Raw genomic sequence first — 17,189 nt, 5'->3', positions numbered from 1 at the left:
CACATTTTATGGCAAGAGACCTTAAATACACCAGAAACATCGGTATCATGGCCCACATCGACGCGGGCAAGACTACCACTTCGGAACGTATCCTGTTCTACACCGGTAAGACACACAAAATCGGGGAAGTTCACGAAGGCGGTGCCACCATGGACTGGATGGTGCAGGAGCAGGAACGGGGGATCACCATCACCTCGGCCGCTACGACCGCTTTCTGGAACTACAAAGACAATACCTACCAGATCAATATCATTGACACTCCGGGCCACGTGGACTTCACCGTCGAGGTGGAACGCTCGCTGCGCGTGCTGGACGGAGCCGTCGCCACCTTCTGCGCCGTCGGCGGCGTGGAACCGCAGTCCGAAACCGTATGGCGCCAGGCCGACAAGTACAACGTGCCGCGCATCGGTTACGTCAATAAGATGGACCGTACCGGAGCCGACTTCGCCGGCGTCTGCGCACAGGTGCACGAACGCCTCGGCGCCAACGCGCTGCCGATCGTGCTGCCGATCGGCGCCGAAGATAAGTTTACGGGGGTTATCGACCTGGTGTACAATCGCGCGTACGTCTATTTCGACGATAAGACCGTGCGCGACAACTACCATATCGAAGAGATTCCGGAAAACCTCAAAGCCGAAGCCGCGGAAGCCCGCGCCAAGCTGATCGAGGAAGTCGCCGCATCGGACGACGCCCTGATGGAAAAATTCTTCGAAGATCCGGATGCCATCACCCCGGAAGAGATCATCGTAGCGCTGCGCAAGGCGACCATCAATATGTCGGTGGTGCCGATGCTCTGCGGCTCTTCGTTCAAGAACAAGGGCGTGCAGTTACTGCTCGACTCGATCATCGCCTACCTGCCCTCGCCGCTCGACGTGGAAGCCATCGTGGGTACCGATCCGCGTACCGGCGAAGAGACCAAACGCCATCCGAGCGAGAGCGATCCGTTCTGCGCGCTGGCTTTCAAGATCGCTACCGACCCGTTCGTGGGCCGTCTGGGCTTTATCCGCGTATATTCGGGTAAACTGGACGCCGGTTCGTACACCTTCAATAGCCGTTCGGGCAAGAAGGAGCGTATCAGCCGTATTTACCAGATGCACGCCAATAAACAGAATCCGATCGAATTCGTCGGCGCCGGCGACATCGCCGCTGCCGTAGGGTTCAAGGACGTGCGCACGGGCGACACCCTCTGCGACGAAAACCACCAGATCGTGCTCGAATCCATGACCTTCCCGGAACCGGTGATCGGTCTGGCCATCGAGCCGAAAACCCAGAAAGACCTCGATAAACTCGGCGTGGGGCTGGGTAAACTGGCCGAAGAAGACCCGACCTTCACCGTGAAGACCGACGAAGATTCGGGCCAGACGGTGATTTCGGGGATGGGCGAACTTCACCTGGAAATCATCGTGGACCGTCTCAAACGCGAGTTCGGCGTCGAAATCAACCAGGGCGCCCCGCAGGTGAACTACAAAGAGGCCCTGACCGGCACCTACGAACACCGCGAAGTGTTCAAGAAGCAGACCGGCGGCCGCGGTAAGTTCGCCGACATCATCTTCGAGATCGGGCCGGCTTCGTCCAAAGAGGTTACCGGACTCGAATTCGTCGATGTGGTCAAAGGGGGTAACGTGCCGAAAGAGTTTATCCCGGCCGTGCAGAAAGGGTTTGCCACCGCCATGTCCAACGGCGCCCTGGCCGGCTATCCGATCGACGCGATGAAAGTGACCCTGAAAGACGGTTCGTTCCACCCGGTGGACTCCGACGCCCTGTCGTTCGAAATCTGCGCCCGGAACGGGTTCCGCCATGCGGCCGTCAAGGCCAATCCGGTCATCATGGAACCGATCATGTCGGTCGAAGTGGTGACCCCGGAAGAGAACATGGGGGACATCATCGGCGACCTGAACAAACGCCGCGGCCAGATTTCGGGTATGGAGACCAAAGGCAACGCCCGCGTGGTGAAAGCCAAAGTGCCGCTGGCCGAAATGTTCGGTTACGTGACGGTGCTGCGTACCATTTCGTCGGGTCGCGCGACCTCGTCGATGGAATTCTCGCACTTCGAAGCCGTGCCGGGCAACGTCTCCAAGGAGATCATCGAAAAAGCAAGTGGTAAATTCAAAAACGAAGACGAATAATGAGCCAGAAAATCAGAATAAAACTCAAATCGTACGATCACAATCTGGTGGATAAGTCCGCCGAAAAGATCGTCAAGACCGTCAAATCGACGGGCGCGGTAGTCAGCGGCCCGATTCCGCTGCCCACCAACAAAAAGATCTTTACCATCAACCGTTCGACGTTCGTCAATAAGAAATCGCGCGAACAGTTCCAGCTTTCCACTTTCAAGCGGATCCTGGACATCTACAGCTCGACTTCGAAGACGATCGACGCGCTGATGAAGCTCGAACTGCCGAGCGGCGTGGAAGTAGAGATCAAAGTCTGAGGCTGATTTCGCGGAGCGTGGGCGAGGATGATTTTCCGAACCCGTTTCGTCCGTTTCCCGATTCGGAGAGGTGGCCGCCCGAAAGAGCGGCTCCCTCTCCGAATCGTTTTCTGAGGGGAGGGGGGAGGTTTCCGTTTCCGGGCTGCGTTCGCACGGCGCGGTATGAACTGCCTGCCGGATTGTCCGTTCGGTTTGTCTTTGATGCTCCGGGCCCGAATGCCGGTGAGGCCGACTCTGTAAATCGGCTTCAATATATGCCTTTACACGACAGGAGATAACGGCTCCGGGAAATCCGGTTTCGGCTTTTCGCCCTGCGGAAAGGATGGTGCGAACCCGGGCGAAAGTCCCGGAAGGTCCGGTGCCGAGCCGATACGGAGATTATCGGGAAGTGGTTGTAAAGTCGTATATAGCCACCCTAAAATATTTATGAATGCCATGAAACGTATTTTTGTAATTGCCGTTTTGCTGCTGGGCTGGTACGCGTGCCGGGCGCAGGATGCCGCCGACTCGGTGCGCTTCCGCAACCCCTCGAATTGGAAGACCGTCCGAAGCGGGGACGGCATATCGGTCCGGAAGTTCCGGACGAAATGCCGCAAGGCGGAGACTTACCTGTTTTCCGTCCCCCAGGCCGTCTATGTCATGGAGGTCGATCCCTCCGTTTGCCGGATCGTGCCGGTACAGGACGAAAAACAACGCACCGTCGGCAGCCTGGTTCGCTCTCGGGATGCCCTGGCCGGGGTGAACGGCGGTTTTTTCGTCGTGCATCCCGAACCGAAAGGGACGGCCGTGGCCAACGACTTCCTGAAAATCGGCGGGCGGGTCGTCAGCCCCGTGCCGACTCCCGGCTGGGGGGATGCCGCCGTAGGTTTCGACAGGAACGGTATCCCGCATTTCACGTCATGGAACAAGGCCATGGATACCGATACCCTCGCGGGGTGGAGCGCGGAATTTCCGGATGTCATGGTTGCCGGGCCGATGATTATTCGGGACGGACGGTCGCTCCACGAGTGGGCCGATACGGACAAATGTTCGCTCGCCGAGCAGCAGAAACGGAACCTGTACGCGCCCCGCACGGCGATCGGCATACGGGGCGACAGCACGGTCGTGCTGGTCGTTATCGACGGACGGAGACCGCGGGCATTCGGAGCGTCGTTTTCCGAAATGGCCGCGGTCGGTCGATGGTTGGGGCTGACGCAAATGCTCAATCTGGACGGCGGCGGTTCTTCGACGATGATTTCCGGACGCAGACTGGTCAATTTCCCGTCCGACGGCTTCGGCATTCTGCCCATCGAACGGCGGGTGGCCAATGCGTGGCTGGTATTGCCCCGATAGTGTTTACGGCGGAGCTTTCGGCAAACCTTTCTGTTGGGATGACGTTCGTTTCGCAATATCGGAGCGGGCAATTGCGGGGCGTTGGAATATTTTATGGGTAATTATCATGGAAAACAGATAGATTTCGTTATATTCGAAACATGCAAGGAGTCGGCGGACGCATGATTAGCGGAAGTCTAATGTTGTAATTTGCAGCAACGAAACTATTGAATAAAAAGACGGTGTTGCTGTTGGGCGCCGGCCTGCTGATCGGTACGGGCGCCTGTCTGAATTACCGCATGACGCAGCAGGCACCGCGAGAGCCAATCTCCGACCTGACGCTGGCCAACATCGAAGCGATGGCGCTGGTTGATAAGGACCATGATGTGTCGGGCGGGGTGACGTGTGAAGGGCAAGGACATATTTGGTGCCCGTTAACGAACACGTCCGGCTATTATAGCGTGACCGTTATAGAATTTCCATCCAAGAACTGAGACACATGATGGAATGCAAACATTTTCGTAAAGCGATATGCCTGGTTTGTGCAGGCATATCGCCATTTTTGGGGATGTCTTGTCGCAGCGGGGCGAAGCTGTCCGAAACGGAAATCGTCAAAATCGCAGTCGTTCCGCTACCCGGCGATACGGCATTTTTGGGGTATGCTGCTCAGATATCCGTTGTCGATACGATGATGTATTTGCAGGATAACAGAGGAGGGGAGACATTTCTGCGAGCATACGCCTATCCGTCGCTGAAGCCGTTATGCAAGTTCGTGACTCGGGGGAAAGGGCCTGAAGAAATGCTGGCCGTCAGCGGTTATACGGCTGATAAGGATAGTGTCCGGGTATTCGCTGCGCAGGAACACGAAATGGCCGTGTATTCCGTTTCCGATCTTTGTCGCGGGATTAACAAACCGGTGAGGGTGATCGAATATCCGCAATCTTGTATGCCTGCTTTGGCTTTTTGTGGTGTAAAGGGAGGTTTTGCGCTGCAAAATTCCTCGTCGGCTTATCGATTGACATTGATAGACAGTTCCGGGCATATACAAGCTGAGAAATACGACATTCCCGTGTCGGAAACGGAACGGAAAAAAGTGCAGCCTGAGTTGATCCCTTATCTCTGGCAATCGGTTCTGGCGAGCGACGGGGCCGTTGTCGCCGTCGGTACGAAGTTGGGGGACGTTTTGGAGATTTATGACTTGGAAGATTCTTTACGCAATCGGGTCGTTCGGGGCGAGGGCGGAGAACCGGCTGTGTCGCATAAGGGGAGGGGAATGCAGATGGGGACGATCAGCGGCTTTTATGCGCTCGATATTGCCGATGGCAAGGTTTATGCGTTGTTCGACGGTTCGAGACTGGCCGATTACAATGGGCAGGATGCTGTTCCGCGTAAAATATTTTTGAGAGTTTACGATCTCTCTACCGGTGAGTTGGAACGGATTTACGAATTGGATCGGCATATATCGAGTTTCGATATACTGACGGACGGAAAAACGGTGATCGCTACCGATCCGAACGCCGAACACCAGCTCTGCACGTTCACCCTGCCGGAATAGCGGTACGGAAACGGGCACGCCCGAAACTGCGGAACCCCGCTCTCAGGACGAAGAGGCGGGGTTTGCCTTTTTCGGTTCCCTATCGGTTGAAAATGAAGCATAAACCCCGAAAAAATTGCGCGAAAAATTTGATAATCAACCGAAAAGCCCTATCTTTGCAGTCGCCTTTGCTCTTGTTATGCAGGTAACTGACTGACAGTTAGCGTACTTGTCGATGGCCGGAGTTGAAAAGGCTTAAACCGAAAAAACAAACCATTACCAAACAAAATGTCAGGACTAATTGGAAAGAAAATCGGAATGACATCCGTTTTCAGTGCCGAGGGGAAAAATATCCCATGCACTGTTATCGAAGCTGGTCCGTGTGTGGTTACGCAGGTGAAGACCGTCGAAAAGGACGGTTATGCCGCCGTGCAGCTTGCCTATGACGACAAAAAGGAAAAGCACACCAGCAAGCCCATGATGGGACACTTCGCCAAGGCGAACACCACCCCGAAACGCAAGATCGCCGAATTCAAGTCGTTCGAAACGATGCCGAATCTGGGCGACGTCGTGGGCGTGGACGTGATCGAAGAAGGAGAGTGGGTGGACGTTACCGGCATCTCGAAAGGGAAAGGCTTCCAGGGCGTCGTGAAACGCCACGGTTTCGGCGGCGTCGGCGGCCAGACCCACGGTCAGCACAATCGCCAGCGCCACGTCGGTTCGCTCGGCGCATCGTCGTACCCCTCGCGCGTGTTCAAAGGCAAACGCATGCCGGGCCGTACCGGGGGCGAGCAGGTGAAAGTGCTCAACCTGAAAGTGCTCAAGGTGATTCCGGAAAACAACCTGATCCTCGTGAAAGGTTCCATCCCGGGCGCCAAAGGATCTTACCTGTTAATCGAAGGCTAAGGGGGAATTAAGCTATGGAATTGAACATACTCGATATCGCCGGTAAAGAGACCGGGAAGAAAATCACCCTGAACGACGCGGTTTTCGCCCTCGAACAGCCGAACGACCATGCCATCTACCTGGACGTGAAGCAGTATCTGGCCAACCAGCGTCAGGGTACGCACAAGTCGAAACAGCGCAACGAAGTGGCCGGTTCGACCCGTAAACTGAAGAAACAGAAAGGTACCGGCGGGGCGCGCTCCGGCTCGATCCTCTCTCCGCTGTTCGTGGGCGGCGGCCGCGTGTTCGGTCCGGTGCCGCGCGACTACAGCTTCAAACTGAACAAGAAACTCAAACAGCTGGCACGCCGCAGCGCGCTGACCTACAAGGCTCAGAATTCGGCCATCACCGTCGTGGACACGCTCGAAATGCAGCCCAAGACCAAGGAATTCATCGCCGCTGCCAAAAATCTGGGCATCGCCGACAAGAAAACCCTCGTGGTGCTGTGCGGCGACATGAACAACGCCGGGGTGATCCTCGCCTCGCGCAACCTGCCCAACGTGAAAGTGATCCAGGCCCAGAACCTGAACACCTACGACGTGATGAACGCGGCTCACCTGCTCATCGGCGGCGAAGGCGCGGTAGCGGCCATGCAGCAAGTTTGTGGAATCCAGTAACGATTACGACTAAAGAATCATGGAAATTTTAATTAAGCCGATATTGACCGAGAAAATGACGGCTCAGGGCGAAAAACTGAACCGTTACGGTTTCATTGTTGATCCGCGCGCCAATAAATTGCAGATCAAAGCCGCGGTGGAAGCTATGTACGGCGTGGTCGTGGCCGAGGTGAACACCTGCAACTACGACGGCAAGTACAAGAGCCGCTACACCAAAGCCGGGATGCTCGAAGGGCGTCAGAACCGCTACAAAAAAGCAATCGTTACCCTCGGGGGCGAAGACAAGATCGATTTTTACAGTAATATCTAAAGACGATGGCAGTTAGAAAATTTAAACCGATGACCCCGGGTCAGAGACACAAAATTATCGGCACGTTCGACGATATTACGACTTCGACCCCGGAAAAATCACTGGTAACGCCGCTCAAATCCTCGGGCGGGCGTAACAACTCCGGTAAAATGACCATGCGCTATATCGGTGGTGGACATAAACGTCAGTACCGCATCATCGATTTCCTGCGCAACAAGGATGGCATGACCGCTACGGTCAAGACCATCGAATACGACCCGAACCGCAGCGCACGTATCGCGCTGGTGGTTTATGCCGACGGCGAAAAACGCTACATCGTGGCCCCCGTAGGGCTGAAGGTGGGGCAGACGATCGCCAGCGGCGCGGGCGTAGCACCCGAAGTGGGCAACACACTATTCCTTTCGGAAATTCCTCTTGGTACCGTTGTGCACTGCATCGAACTCACTCCCGGCCGCGGCGCCGCCATGGCACGCTCGGCAGGGACTTACGCTCAGCTGCTTGCCCGCGAAGGCAAGTACGCCATTATTAAACTTCCTTCAGGCGAAACCCGGATGGTGCTGACCACCTGCCGCGCTACCGTCGGGACCGTATCGAACCCCGACCACAGCCTCGAGCAGAGCGGTAAAGCCGGCCGCAAACGCTGGCTCGGCCGTCGTCCGCGCAACCGCGGTGTCGTGATGAACCCGGTGGACCACCCCATGGGCGGTGGCGAAGGCCGTGCTTCTGGGGGCCATCCCCGCTCGCGTACGGGCGTGCTGGCCAAGGGCTACAAAACCCGCAACCCGAAGAAAACGACTTCCAAGTTCATCGTTTCACGTAGGAATAAATAATCTAAAATCAGCGTAAATGAGCCGTTCACTTAAAAAAGGACCGTATATCGAGCCGAAACTCGAAGGTAAGATTCTCGCCATGAACGAAAGCGGCAAGAAATCGGTTATCAAGACCTGGTCGCGTGCCAGCATGATCTCGCCGGACTTCGTGGGCCACACCCTGGCGGTACACAACGGGAACAAATTCATTCCGGTTTATGTGACCGAAAACATGGTGGGACACAAACTGGGCGAGTTCGCACCGACCCGCAGCTTCCGCGGTCACGGGGGCAACAAGAAAAAATAGTGTTAAAAAAAGTAATTCATTATAACTAATGGGTGCAAGAAAAAGATTAAGAGCCGAAAAGCTCAAGGCAGAAAAGCGCGTGACCGCCATCGCGTCGCTGCGCGAATGCCCGACGTCTCCCAGAAAAATGAGACTTGTCGCAGATATGATCCGTGGCGTCGAGATCAACAAGGCCCTCGGTATGCTGCGTTACAGCAAGAAAGAGGCATCGGTACGCCTCGAAAAACTTCTCCGTTCGGCCATCGCCAACTGGGAAGCCAAAAACCAGGGCGTTTCTCTGGAAGAAACCCCGCTTTGCGTGAAAACCATCTTCGTGGACGGCGGCCGTCAGCTGAAACGTATCCAGCCGGCTCCGCAGGGTCGCGCTCACCGCATCCGCAAACGTTCGAACCATGTGACCATCATCGTGGACCGCATGGAGACCGAAGCGGTTGCCGCTAAGAAAACGGCTGCCAAGAAAGCCGTCGATGTGAAACCTGAAAACGCTGCGAACTAAGATGGGACAGAAAGTAAATCCGATTGCCAATCGACTGGGCATTATCCGCGGCTGGGACTCGTCATGGTATGGCGGCAAGGATTTCCCGGCCAAACTCGTCGAAGACTCCAAAATCCGTAAATACCTCGGCGCCCGTCTGGCCAAAGCCAGCATCTCGAAGATCGTGATCGAACGTACGCTGAAACTGGTGACCGTTACCATCAGCACCTCGCGTCCGGGCATCATCATCGGCAAGGGCGGCGCCGAAGTGGACAAGCTGAAAGAAGAGCTGCGCAAACTGACCGGCAAAGAGGTACAAATCAATATCTTCGAAGTGAAACGTCCGGAACTCGACGCCGTGATCGTTTCCAACAACATCGCCCGTCAGGTGGAAGGCCGCATCTCCTACCGCCGCGCGATCAAGACCACCATCGCATCGACCATGCGCATGGGGGCCGAAGGGATCAAGATACAAATCTCGGGCCGCGTGGGCGGCGCCGAAATGGCTCGTTCCGAATCGTATAAGGAAGGGCGCATTCCGTTGCATACCTTCCGTGCCGACATCGACTACAACCTGGCCGAAGCGCTGACCAAGGTCGGCCTGCTGGGCGTGAAAGTATGGATCTGCAACGGCGAAGTCTATACCAAACGCGATCTTTCGCCGATCGTGGGCATGAGCGCGTCGGCAGCCGGCACGCCGGGCCGTGGCGGTGAACGCCGCGGGGGCGACGATCGCCGGGGCGGCCGTGGCCGCGGCGACCGTCGCGGAGGTCGTGGCGAACGCCGGGGCGGCGACCGCAGCAGCAATAATCAGTAATCTGTCGTCAGACTTTTAATAAGGAACTAACCATGTTACAACCAAAAAAGACGAAATTTCGCAGAATGCAGAAAGGCCGCATGAAAGGTCTGGCACAGAGAGGAGCTGAATTGTCTTTCGGTTCGTTCGGCATCAAGGCGCTGGAATCGGCGTGGATCACCGGGCGGCAGATCGAAGCGGCCCGCCAGGCCATCGTGCGTCAGATGAAACGTGAAGGCCAGGTGTGGATCCGCATCTTCCCGGACAAACCCATCACCAAGAAGCCCGCCGAAGTGCGTATGGGTAAAGGTAAAGGTTCGCCCGAAGGGTTCGTGGCTCCGGTAACCCCGGGCCGTATCCTGTTCGAAGCCGAAGGGGTGCCCCTGGATGTGGCTCAGGAAGCGCTGCGCCTCGGAGCCCAGAAGCTGCCGATCACCACGAAGTTCATCGTCCGCCGCGATTATACCGAAACCTCAATCTAACACGAAGACATGAAAACATCTGAAATACGTGAACTGACTGCAGGCGAAATCATCGAACGTGTGGAGACTGAGAAAGCCAACCTGTTGAAGGCCAAGCTGAACCATGCGGTTTCTCCGGCAGAAAATTCGACCGTCATCAAGAATATGCGCCGTGACATCGCTCGTATGCTGACCATCCTGCGCGAAAAACAAACCACCACTATTAACAAGTAGAGGCCATGGAAGAAAGAAATCTTAGAAAAGAGAGAACCGGGGTGGTCGTCAGCAACAAGATGGACAAATCGATCGTCGTTGCTGTGAAACGTAAAGTGAAACACCCGATCTACGGCAAGTTCGTTAATAAAACCACCAAGTTCGTGGCTCACGACGAAGAGAACACCTGCGGCGAGGGCGATACCGTCCGCATCATGGAGACCCGCCCTTTGAGCAAGAGCAAACGGTGGAGATTAGTAGAAATCATTGAAAGAGCTAAGTAACCATGATACAACAAGAAAGCCGGCTCTCCGTAGCCGATAACAGCGGAGCCAAGGAAGTTCTCTGTATCCGTGTACTTGGCGGTACCGGCCGCCGCTACGCGTCGATCGGCGACAAGATCGTCGTGAGCGTGAAGAGCGCCACCCCGTCGGGCGACATCAAGAAAGGCGCCGTGTCGAAAGCGATCGTGGTACGGACCAAAAAAGAGATCCGCCGTCCGGACGGGTCGTATATCCGTTTCGACGACAACGCCGTGGTGCTGCTCAACAACGCCGGCGAAATGCGCGGTACGCGTATCTTCGGTCCGGTGGCCCGCGAACTCCGCGACGCCAACATGAAGATCATCTCGCTGGCGCCGGAAGTGCTGTAATACACACACCTTTAACAAACACACAGAAATGTCGACCAAATTACATATCAAAAAAGGGGACACGGTGTACGTCAATGCAGGCGACAACAAGGGCCAGCAGGGCAAAGTGCTCGAGGTGCTTGTCGAAAAGCAGCGCGCCATCGTCGAAGGGGTCAATATGGTGAGCAAACACACCAAACCCAACGCCGCCAATCCCCAGGGCGGTATCGTGAAGCAGGAAGCGCCGATCCACATCAGCAACCTGCAGCCGCTCGATCCCAAAACCGGGAAACCGACCCGCGTGGGACGCAAGAAGAACGATAAAGGCAAACTGGTCCGCGTGGCCGTCAAATCAGGGGAGGAGATCAAATAATGGCATACGTACCTTCACTCAAGACCAAATACAAAGAGGAGATCGCTCCCGCTTTGATGAAAGAGTTCGGTTACAAGAGCATCATGCAGGTACCGAAGCTCGAAAAGATCGTCATCAACCAGGGTATCGGTGCGGCAGTTGCCGACAAGAAACTGGTGGAAGTGGCCCAGAACGAACTCTCGACCATCGCCGGCCAGCGCGCCGTGCAGACCCGTTCCAAGAAGGACATCTCGAACTTCAAGCTGCGTAAGCAGATGCCGATCGGGGTGCGCGTCACCCTGCGCCGCGAACGCATGTACGAATTCCTGGAACGTCTGATCGCCGTATCGCTGCCGCGTATCCGCGACTTCAAGGGGATCAACGACAAGTTCGACGGACAGGGCAACTATACCCTGGGTATCCAGGAACATATCATCTTCCCGGAAATCGACATCGACAAGATCACGAAGATCTTCGGCGTGGAAATCACGTTCGTCACCACCGCCGGGAACGACACGGAGGCTTACGCGCTGCTCAAACAGTTCGGCCTTCCTTTTAAAAACGCTAAAAAGAACTAAGCCATGGCAAAAGAATCGATGAAAGCCCGCGAAGTGAAACGGGCCAAGCTGGTGGCGAGATATGCAGCGAAACGCAAGGCTCTGAAAGAAGCCGGCGACTATGCGGGGCTGGCCAAACTGCCGAAAAACTCGAACCCGATCCGCCTGCATAACCGTTGCCAGATCACCGGCCGTCCGAAAGGCTATATGCGCCAGTTCGGCATCAGCCGTATCCAGTTCCGCGAAATGGCATCCGCAGGCCTGCTGCCGGGTGTGAAGAAGGCGAGCTGGTAACCGGCCGTTCCGGTTTGAATACCGCTGCGGCCGCTTTATGGAGCCGCAAACGATAAAAGGAGTTCCGCCGTCGCGGAACTCCTTTTTGTCGTCCGAGCCTCCCCGTACCATCCGGCGGAATCGGGGAAAGCGATAAAAACCCGGCTAATAATTTGATTATTAATGAATAGTTTGTAACTTTGCCACTCTTTGTGGACGCTCGTGTAATCCCTTTGCGTGGGAGGATCGTGCGTAACGCATTGAAAAACAACAAACAATACAATCATTTTTAACCATGACAGATCCGATAGCAGATCTTCTGACCCGTATCAGAAACGCGGTGAAAGCCAACCATAAAGTGGTTGAAGCTCCCGGCTCGAAAATCAAGCAAGAGATCGTACGCATCCTGCACGAACAGGGCTACATCCTCGCTTACAAATTCGGAACCAACGAAAAAGGCTTCTCGACGATCAAGATCGCCCTGAAGTACCATCCGGAGACCAAAACTCCGGCGATCAAGGCCCTGACGCGCGTGAGCCGTCCCGGTCTGCGCCGTTATGCCAGCGTGGCCGAAATGCCGCGCGTGATGAACGGCCTGGGCATCGCCATCGTTTCGACCTCCAAAGGTATCATGACCGACAAGCAGGCCCGCAACGAGAATGTGGGCGGCGAAGTGCTGTGTTACGTATATTAATCCAACAAACCAGACGATACAATGTCAAGAATCGGAAAATTACCTGTAAACCTGCCTAAAGGCGTTACCGTTACCGTTGGCGCCGATAATGTGGTAAGCGTGAAAGGCCCTCTCGGACAGCTTTCGCAGAAAGTGGATCCGGACATCACCGTGAAGGTCGAGGGAGAAGAGATCCATGTAACACGGCCCACCGACCAGCCGCGGCACCGTTCCATGCACGGCCTGTACCGCGCCCTGATCGCCAACATGGTCCACGGCGTATCGACCGGCTATGAGACCAAACAGGAACTCATCGGCGTCGGTTTCAAAGCCGAAGTGAAAGGCCAGATCCTCGAACTGAGTCTGGGGTATTCGCACGACATCCATATCCTGTTGCCGGCCGAAGTGAAAGCCGAGGCTTTCGCCGAAAAGAAAGGCAACCCGATCCTGACCCTCAAGAGCGCCGACAAGCAGCTCCTCGGACAGGTGGCGGCCAAGATCCGCTCGCTGCGCAAGCCGGAACCGTACAAGGGCAAAGGTATCAAGTTCGTAGGCGAACAACTGCGCCGCAAGGCAGGGAAGTCAGCTAACTCCAAATAACAGTTAAGAAGACAATGGCACTGAATAAAATAGCAAGACGCGCACGCATCAAAATGCGCATTCGCAAGATCGTTAACGGTACGGCCGAAGCGCCGCGCCTGACGGTTTTCCGCAGCAACAAGCAGATTTACGCCCAGCTGATCGACGATAAGGCCGGCCGTACCCTCGCCGCAGCCTCTTCGCTGGACAAGGAAGTGGCCGAAGCCGCCAAAGGCAAGACCAAGACCGAAGTGGCCGCCCTCGTAGGGAAAGCCGTAGCCGCCAAAGCCATCGCCGCAGGGATTTCCAGCGTGGCTTTCGACCGCAACGGCTACCTGTACCACGGCCGTGTGAAACAACTGGCCGATGCCGCACGCGAAGGCGGGCTTAAATTCTAAACCAAGACCAACGAAAAACCATGTCAACGAACAATATAAAGAAAGTACGCACCAGCGACATCGAGCTTAAGGACCGTCTGGTAAGCATACAGCGTGTAACGAAAGTTACCAAAGGGGGGCGGACCTTCACCTTTTCCGCCATCGTCGTGGTTGGGAACGAGAACGGCATCGTAGGCTACGGCCTCGGCAAGGCTTCCGAAGTGACCACGGCTATCGCCAAGGGCGTCGAAGACGCCAAGAAGAACCTGATCAAAGTGCCGGTGCTCAAAGGGACCATCCCGCACGAACAGGTGGCCAAGTTCAGCGGTTCACGCGTGCTGCTGCGTCCGGCTTCGCCCGGTACCGGCGTGATCGCCGGGGGCGCCATGCGTGCCGTGCTGGAAAGCGTGGGCGTGAAAAACGTGCTGGCCAAGAGCAAAGGTTCGTCGAACCCGCACAACCTGGTGAAAGCCACGGTAGCCGCGCTCGCCGAACTGCGCGACCCGGTGACTATCGCCGAGACCCGCGGTATTTCACTGACCAAAGTATTCAACGGGTAATCCCGTACCTTAAACCACACAGAACTACAGCGAAATGGCAATAGTTAAGATCACCCAGACCAAAAGCCGCATCGGTGCTTCCAAGCAGCAGCGCGCCAATCTGGACGCTCTCGGACTGCGCAAGATCCGCCAGAGCGTGGAACACAACAAATGCCCGGAAATCATGGGCATGGTCGAGAAAGTGAAACATCTCGTCAGCGTCGAAGAAGTTAAATAACCGGCTTTTCAAAAACAGACACAACAATGAACCTCAGTAATATCAAACCCGCCAAAGGCTCTACGCACAGCGAAAAACGCATCGGCCGCGGACAGGGGTCGGGTTACGGCGGAACCTCGACGCGCGGCCACAAAGGGGCCCAGTCGCGTTCGGGCTACAAACACAAACGCGGTTTCCAGGGCGGTCAGATGCCGTTGCAGCGCCGTCTGCCGAAATTCGGCTTCACGAATATCGACAAAGTGGTGTTCAAGACCGTCAACCTCGTCTCCATCGAAGCATTGGCCGCCAAAGGCATCACGACCATCGGCCAGGCCGAACTGGTGGCTGCCGGGCTGATATCCCGCAACGACGCGGTGAAAGTGCTCGGAACCGGGGCGCTGACCCGGAAAGTGGACGTTACGGCGCACGCCTTCTCGAAATCGGCCCAGGCCGCTATCGAGGCGCAGGGCGGAACCGCGACCAAACTCTAATCATCCACTTTTTTAGCTCCGGCTCATGAAAAAATTAATAGACACCATTCGGAACATCTTCAAGATCGAAGAGCTGCGCAACCGCATCCTCTACACCTTGGGGCTGCTTCTGATCTACCGGCTGGGGAGCTTCGTGGTGCTTCCGGGGCTTAACCCCGAAGCGCTCAGCGGCTCCGGCCTTCAGAAACAGACCGCGGACGGGATCCTGGGGCTGCTCGACATCTTCTCCGGGGGGGCGTTCTCCAATGCCTCCATTTTCGCGCTGGGGATCATGCCCTACATCTCGGCGTCGATCGTGATCCAGTTGCTGGGGATCGCCATTCCCTACTTCCAGAAACTCCAGAAAGAAGGGGAGAGCGGCCGTCGCAAGATCAACCAGTGGACGCGCTACCTGACCATCGGCATCCTGCTGCTCCAGGCTCCGGCCTACCTGGCCAACCTGCATTACCAGCTGCCGCAGTCGGCTTTCGTGCTCGGGAACTCGTTCCTGTTCACGTTCAGCGCGACGATGGTGCTGATTGCAGGAACCATGTTCGTGATGTGGCTCGGCGAGAAGATCACCGACAAGGGGATCGGCAACGGGGTCTCCCTGATCATTATGATCGGGATCATCGCGCGGTTGCCGCATGCGTTCCTGGCCGAACTCAACGCCCGGTTCACGACCGCCGGCGGCGGATTCGTGATGCTGATCGTCGAACTGGTGCTCCTGTTCCTGGTATTCGCCGGGACGATCGCGCTGGTGCAGGCCGTACGGAAAATACCGGTACAGTATGCCAAGCGTATCGTGGGTAACAAGCAGTACGGCGGTGTGCGCCAGTACATTCCGCTGAAAATCAACGCAGCCGGCGTGATGCCGATCATCTTCGCTCAGGCGATCATGATGTTGCCGCTGATCTTCACCAAGTTCGAAGCCACCCAGGGACTCGGCGCCGTGTTCGGCAACATCTACGGTTTCTGGTACAACCTCGTGTTTGGTATACTGGTGATGGCGTTCACCTATTTTTATACGGCGATCACCATCAACACCAACCAGATGGCCGACGACATGAAGCGCAACGGCGGTTTCATCCCGGGGATCAAACCGGGGAAACAGACGGCCTCCTATCTGGATACCGTCATGACCCGGATTACCCTGCCGGGGTCGATCTGTCTGGCCATCGTCGCCATTCTGCCCGTGTTCGCGCACATGATCGGAGTGGACGGCCAGTTCGCCCTGTTTTACGGGGGAACGTCGCTGCTGATTCTCGTGGGCGTCGTGCTCGATACCTTGCAGCAGATCGAGTCGCACCTGTTGCTGCGTCACTATGACGGCCTGATGAAAAGCGGACGTATGAAAGGACGCATGAATTAGTTTCCGCATCGGGAAGGGGCGGAAGACATCCGTCTTCGCCCCGTATCAAGGAGTGGACGGCGATTCCGCCGTTCACTTTCCCCGATGATAGGGACTCCATGCGGCTACGGAACCATAACGAAAGAAAGGGTTCTTTTATATATACACCAAATGATATACCTGAAAACCAAAGAGGAGATCGAACTGCTCCGTCAGAGCAACCGACTCGTCAGCCGTACGCTGGCCCTCGTGGGGCGCAACATCCGACCGGGTGTCACCACCGCGGAGCTGGACAGCCTGGCCGAAGAGTACATCCGCTCGCACGGCGCGGTGCCGAATTTCAAAGGTTACGGAGGCTTCCCCGCCACGCTCTGCATGTCGGTCAACGAACAGATCGTACACGGGATTCCGTCGGGTTACGCATTGCGGGAAGGCGACATTCTGTCGGTGGACTGCGGCGCATTTATGAACGGTTTTCATGGCGATTCCGCCTACACGTTTGCGGTAGGAGAGGTGGCCCCGCGTACTCGGGAGCTGCTGGATGTCACCAAGGAAGCCCTTTATAGAGGTGTAGCGCAGGCGAGAGTGGGGAATAGGATTGGCGATATTTCCCACGCCGTACAGGAATATGCCCAAAGCCACGGCATGACCGTCGTCCGCGAAATGGTCGGCCACGGCCTGGGGCGCAGCCTGCATGAGGAACCGCAGGTCCCGAACTACGGGAAACGCGGCAGCGGTCCTCAGCTCAAAGCCGGGATGGTGCTCTGCATAGAGCCTATGATCAACCTCGGCACCCGTAATGTAATCTTTGAAAAGGACGGTTGGACTGTCAGAACCGCCGACCGCAAGCCCTCCGCCCACTTCGAGTTCGCTGTGGCGATCACGGACGAAGGGCCGGATGTCCTCACCACGTTTGAGTATATCGAAAAAGGGCTGCCCATCGACTGAGAAGTCGACGAGC

At 56.3% G+C, this 17,189-nt stretch carries 27 protein-coding genes; all 27 read left to right on the top strand.

Annotated elements, in window-relative coordinates; genetic code table 11:
- The first annotated feature begins 8 nt into the window (after positions 1 to 8).
- The gene (gene fusA / locus RIKMI_RS0104060; RefSeq protein WP_027290547.1) at positions 9 to 2,126 is read left to right on the top strand and encodes an elongation factor G; all 2,118 of its coding nucleotides are present in this window, start codon (positions 9 to 11) and stop codon (positions 2,124 to 2,126) included.
- Positions 2,126 to 2,431 carry a 30S ribosomal protein S10 gene (rpsJ, locus tag RIKMI_RS0104055; protein ID WP_027290546.1) on the top strand — a complete coding sequence of 102 codons (306 nt, stop codon included), beginning with the start codon at positions 2,126 to 2,128 and terminating at the stop codon, positions 2,429 to 2,431. The genes fusA and rpsJ overlap by 1 nt, the downstream gene beginning before the upstream one ends.
- 435 nt (positions 2,432 to 2,866) lie before the next feature.
- Positions 2,867 to 3,763, top strand: coding sequence for a phosphodiester glycosidase family protein (locus tag RIKMI_RS14265; protein ID WP_169715493.1), 897 nt, complete (start codon positions 2,867 to 2,869; stop codon positions 3,761 to 3,763).
- Between the two features lie 206 nt (positions 3,764 to 3,969).
- Positions 3,970 to 4,236 carry a hypothetical protein gene (locus RIKMI_RS0104045; RefSeq protein ID WP_027290544.1) on the top strand — a complete coding sequence of 89 codons (267 nt, stop codon included), beginning with the start codon at positions 3,970 to 3,972 and terminating at the stop codon, positions 4,234 to 4,236.
- A gap of 5 nt (positions 4,237 to 4,241) precedes the next feature.
- Positions 4,242 to 5,297, top strand: a complete 1,056-nt coding sequence (locus RIKMI_RS0104040; RefSeq protein ID WP_027290543.1) for a BF3164 family lipoprotein — start codon at positions 4,242 to 4,244, stop codon at positions 5,295 to 5,297.
- A 267-nt stretch (positions 5,298 to 5,564) separates the two neighbouring features.
- Entirely contained in the window at positions 5,565 to 6,182 is a 618-nt protein-coding gene (gene rplC, locus RIKMI_RS0104035; protein ID WP_027290542.1) for a 50S ribosomal protein L3, read from the top strand.
- A gap of 14 nt (positions 6,183 to 6,196) precedes the next feature.
- On the top strand, positions 6,197 to 6,838 hold the full coding sequence (gene rplD, locus RIKMI_RS0104030; protein ID WP_027290541.1) for a 50S ribosomal protein L4: 642 nt from the start codon (positions 6,197 to 6,199) through the stop codon (positions 6,836 to 6,838).
- Positions 6,839 to 6,857: 19 nt separating this feature from the next.
- Positions 6,858 to 7,148, top strand: a complete 291-nt coding sequence (rplW, locus tag RIKMI_RS0104025) for a 50S ribosomal protein L23 (protein ID WP_027290540.1) — start codon at positions 6,858 to 6,860, stop codon at positions 7,146 to 7,148.
- Between the two features lie 5 nt (positions 7,149 to 7,153).
- A complete protein-coding gene (gene rplB / locus RIKMI_RS0104020) occupies positions 7,154 to 7,978 on the top strand; it encodes a 50S ribosomal protein L2 (protein ID WP_027290539.1) in 825 nt (274 codons plus the stop codon).
- A gap of 16 nt (positions 7,979 to 7,994) precedes the next feature.
- The gene (gene rpsS, locus RIKMI_RS0104015; RefSeq protein ID WP_027290538.1) at positions 7,995 to 8,264 is read left to right on the top strand and encodes a 30S ribosomal protein S19; all 270 of its coding nucleotides are present in this window, start codon (positions 7,995 to 7,997) and stop codon (positions 8,262 to 8,264) included.
- Between the two features lie 28 nt (positions 8,265 to 8,292).
- A complete protein-coding gene (gene rplV, locus RIKMI_RS12975; RefSeq protein WP_037291470.1) occupies positions 8,293 to 8,760 on the top strand; it encodes a 50S ribosomal protein L22 in 468 nt (155 codons plus the stop codon).
- Position 8,761: 1 nt separating this feature from the next.
- Positions 8,762 to 9,556, top strand: coding sequence for a 30S ribosomal protein S3 (gene rpsC, locus RIKMI_RS0104005; protein ID WP_027290537.1), 795 nt, complete (start codon positions 8,762 to 8,764; stop codon positions 9,554 to 9,556).
- A 32-nt stretch (positions 9,557 to 9,588) separates the two neighbouring features.
- Entirely contained in the window at positions 9,589 to 10,017 is a 429-nt protein-coding gene (gene rplP / locus RIKMI_RS0104000) for a 50S ribosomal protein L16 (protein ID WP_027290536.1), read from the top strand.
- A 9-nt stretch (positions 10,018 to 10,026) separates the two neighbouring features.
- A complete protein-coding gene (rpmC, locus tag RIKMI_RS0103995; RefSeq protein ID WP_027290535.1) occupies positions 10,027 to 10,230 on the top strand; it encodes a 50S ribosomal protein L29 in 204 nt (67 codons plus the stop codon).
- Between the two features lie 5 nt (positions 10,231 to 10,235).
- The gene (gene rpsQ / locus RIKMI_RS0103990) at positions 10,236 to 10,493 is read left to right on the top strand and encodes a 30S ribosomal protein S17 (RefSeq protein WP_027290534.1); all 258 of its coding nucleotides are present in this window, start codon (positions 10,236 to 10,238) and stop codon (positions 10,491 to 10,493) included.
- 2 nt (positions 10,494 to 10,495) lie between these two features.
- Positions 10,496 to 10,861 (top strand): 50S ribosomal protein L14, encoded by a 366-nt coding sequence (gene rplN / locus RIKMI_RS0103985; protein WP_027290533.1) that lies wholly within the window; start codon positions 10,496 to 10,498, stop codon positions 10,859 to 10,861.
- A 28-nt stretch (positions 10,862 to 10,889) separates the two neighbouring features.
- A complete protein-coding gene (gene rplX / locus RIKMI_RS0103980) occupies positions 10,890 to 11,213 on the top strand; it encodes a 50S ribosomal protein L24 (RefSeq protein ID WP_027290532.1) in 324 nt (107 codons plus the stop codon).
- A complete protein-coding gene (gene rplE / locus RIKMI_RS0103975; protein WP_027290531.1) occupies positions 11,213 to 11,770 on the top strand; it encodes a 50S ribosomal protein L5 in 558 nt (185 codons plus the stop codon). The genes rplX and rplE overlap by 1 nt, the downstream gene beginning before the upstream one ends.
- Positions 11,771 to 11,773: 3 nt before the next feature.
- Positions 11,774 to 12,043: a 30S ribosomal protein S14 gene (gene rpsN, locus RIKMI_RS0103970; protein ID WP_027290530.1), complete on the top strand. Its 270-nt coding sequence runs from the start codon at positions 11,774 to 11,776 to the stop codon at positions 12,041 to 12,043.
- Positions 12,044 to 12,317: 274 nt separating this feature from the next.
- Positions 12,318 to 12,716 carry a 30S ribosomal protein S8 gene (gene rpsH / locus RIKMI_RS0103960; RefSeq protein ID WP_027290528.1) on the top strand — a complete coding sequence of 133 codons (399 nt, stop codon included), beginning with the start codon at positions 12,318 to 12,320 and terminating at the stop codon, positions 12,714 to 12,716.
- A 21-nt stretch (positions 12,717 to 12,737) separates the two neighbouring features.
- Positions 12,738 to 13,295, top strand: a complete 558-nt coding sequence (gene rplF, locus RIKMI_RS0103955) for a 50S ribosomal protein L6 (RefSeq protein ID WP_027290527.1) — start codon at positions 12,738 to 12,740, stop codon at positions 13,293 to 13,295.
- 14 nt (positions 13,296 to 13,309) lie between these two features.
- Entirely contained in the window at positions 13,310 to 13,672 is a 363-nt protein-coding gene (gene rplR / locus RIKMI_RS0103950) for a 50S ribosomal protein L18 (protein WP_027290526.1), read from the top strand.
- 20 nt (positions 13,673 to 13,692) lie between these two features.
- The gene (rpsE, locus tag RIKMI_RS0103945) at positions 13,693 to 14,211 is read left to right on the top strand and encodes a 30S ribosomal protein S5 (RefSeq protein ID WP_027290525.1); all 519 of its coding nucleotides are present in this window, start codon (positions 13,693 to 13,695) and stop codon (positions 14,209 to 14,211) included.
- Positions 14,212 to 14,245: 34 nt separating this feature from the next.
- On the top strand, positions 14,246 to 14,428 hold the full coding sequence (gene rpmD, locus RIKMI_RS0103940) for a 50S ribosomal protein L30 (protein ID WP_027290524.1): 183 nt from the start codon (positions 14,246 to 14,248) through the stop codon (positions 14,426 to 14,428).
- A gap of 26 nt (positions 14,429 to 14,454) precedes the next feature.
- Positions 14,455 to 14,898: a 50S ribosomal protein L15 gene (gene rplO / locus RIKMI_RS0103935; protein WP_027290523.1), complete on the top strand. Its 444-nt coding sequence runs from the start codon at positions 14,455 to 14,457 to the stop codon at positions 14,896 to 14,898.
- 25 nt (positions 14,899 to 14,923) lie between these two features.
- Positions 14,924 to 16,249: a preprotein translocase subunit SecY gene (gene secY, locus RIKMI_RS0103930; RefSeq protein ID WP_027290522.1), complete on the top strand. Its 1,326-nt coding sequence runs from the start codon at positions 14,924 to 14,926 to the stop codon at positions 16,247 to 16,249.
- 150 nt (positions 16,250 to 16,399) lie between these two features.
- A complete protein-coding gene (gene map / locus RIKMI_RS0103925) occupies positions 16,400 to 17,176 on the top strand; it encodes a type I methionyl aminopeptidase (RefSeq protein WP_027290521.1) in 777 nt (258 codons plus the stop codon).
- Positions 17,177 to 17,189: the final 13 nt, after the last annotated feature.

It is taken from the genome of Rikenella microfusus DSM 15922, from assembly GCF_000427365.1.
Classification (GTDB): Bacteria; Bacteroidota; Bacteroidia; order Bacteroidales; family Rikenellaceae; genus Rikenella; species Rikenella microfusus.
Note: the sequence above shows the minus strand (reverse complement) of the source record. Positions and strands in the feature narration are given on the sequence as shown.

Coding starts and splice junctions, on each gene's coding strand:
- fusA (WP_027290547.1), top strand. CDS start 9: ATGGCAAGAGACCTTAAATACACCAGAAACATCGGTATCATGGCCCAC.
- rpsJ (WP_027290546.1), top strand. CDS start 2,126: ATGAGCCAGAAAATCAGAATAAAACTCAAATCGTACGATCACAATCTG.
- RIKMI_RS14265 (WP_169715493.1), top strand. CDS start 2,867: ATGAAACGTATTTTTGTAATTGCCGTTTTGCTGCTGGGCTGGTACGCG.
- RIKMI_RS0104040 (WP_027290543.1), top strand. CDS start 4,242: ATGATGGAATGCAAACATTTTCGTAAAGCGATATGCCTGGTTTGTGCA.
- rplC (WP_027290542.1), top strand. CDS start 5,565: ATGTCAGGACTAATTGGAAAGAAAATCGGAATGACATCCGTTTTCAGT.
- rplD (WP_027290541.1), top strand. CDS start 6,197: ATGGAATTGAACATACTCGATATCGCCGGTAAAGAGACCGGGAAGAAA.
- rplW (WP_027290540.1), top strand. CDS start 6,858: ATGGAAATTTTAATTAAGCCGATATTGACCGAGAAAATGACGGCTCAG.
- rplB (WP_027290539.1), top strand. CDS start 7,154: ATGGCAGTTAGAAAATTTAAACCGATGACCCCGGGTCAGAGACACAAA.
- rpsS (WP_027290538.1), top strand. CDS start 7,995: ATGAGCCGTTCACTTAAAAAAGGACCGTATATCGAGCCGAAACTCGAA.
- rplV (WP_037291470.1), top strand. CDS start 8,293: ATGGGTGCAAGAAAAAGATTAAGAGCCGAAAAGCTCAAGGCAGAAAAG.
- rpsC (WP_027290537.1), top strand. CDS start 8,762: ATGGGACAGAAAGTAAATCCGATTGCCAATCGACTGGGCATTATCCGC.
- rplP (WP_027290536.1), top strand. CDS start 9,589: ATGTTACAACCAAAAAAGACGAAATTTCGCAGAATGCAGAAAGGCCGC.
- rpmC (WP_027290535.1), top strand. CDS start 10,027: ATGAAAACATCTGAAATACGTGAACTGACTGCAGGCGAAATCATCGAA.
- rpsQ (WP_027290534.1), top strand. CDS start 10,236: ATGGAAGAAAGAAATCTTAGAAAAGAGAGAACCGGGGTGGTCGTCAGC.
- rplN (WP_027290533.1), top strand. CDS start 10,496: ATGATACAACAAGAAAGCCGGCTCTCCGTAGCCGATAACAGCGGAGCC.
- rplX (WP_027290532.1), top strand. CDS start 10,890: ATGTCGACCAAATTACATATCAAAAAAGGGGACACGGTGTACGTCAAT.
- rplE (WP_027290531.1), top strand. CDS start 11,213: ATGGCATACGTACCTTCACTCAAGACCAAATACAAAGAGGAGATCGCT.
- rpsN (WP_027290530.1), top strand. CDS start 11,774: ATGGCAAAAGAATCGATGAAAGCCCGCGAAGTGAAACGGGCCAAGCTG.
- rpsH (WP_027290528.1), top strand. CDS start 12,318: ATGACAGATCCGATAGCAGATCTTCTGACCCGTATCAGAAACGCGGTG.
- rplF (WP_027290527.1), top strand. CDS start 12,738: ATGTCAAGAATCGGAAAATTACCTGTAAACCTGCCTAAAGGCGTTACC.
- rplR (WP_027290526.1), top strand. CDS start 13,310: ATGGCACTGAATAAAATAGCAAGACGCGCACGCATCAAAATGCGCATT.
- rpsE (WP_027290525.1), top strand. CDS start 13,693: ATGTCAACGAACAATATAAAGAAAGTACGCACCAGCGACATCGAGCTT.
- rpmD (WP_027290524.1), top strand. CDS start 14,246: ATGGCAATAGTTAAGATCACCCAGACCAAAAGCCGCATCGGTGCTTCC.
- rplO (WP_027290523.1), top strand. CDS start 14,455: ATGAACCTCAGTAATATCAAACCCGCCAAAGGCTCTACGCACAGCGAA.
- secY (WP_027290522.1), top strand. CDS start 14,924: ATGAAAAAATTAATAGACACCATTCGGAACATCTTCAAGATCGAAGAG.
- map (WP_027290521.1), top strand. CDS start 16,400: ATGATATACCTGAAAACCAAAGAGGAGATCGAACTGCTCCGTCAGAGC.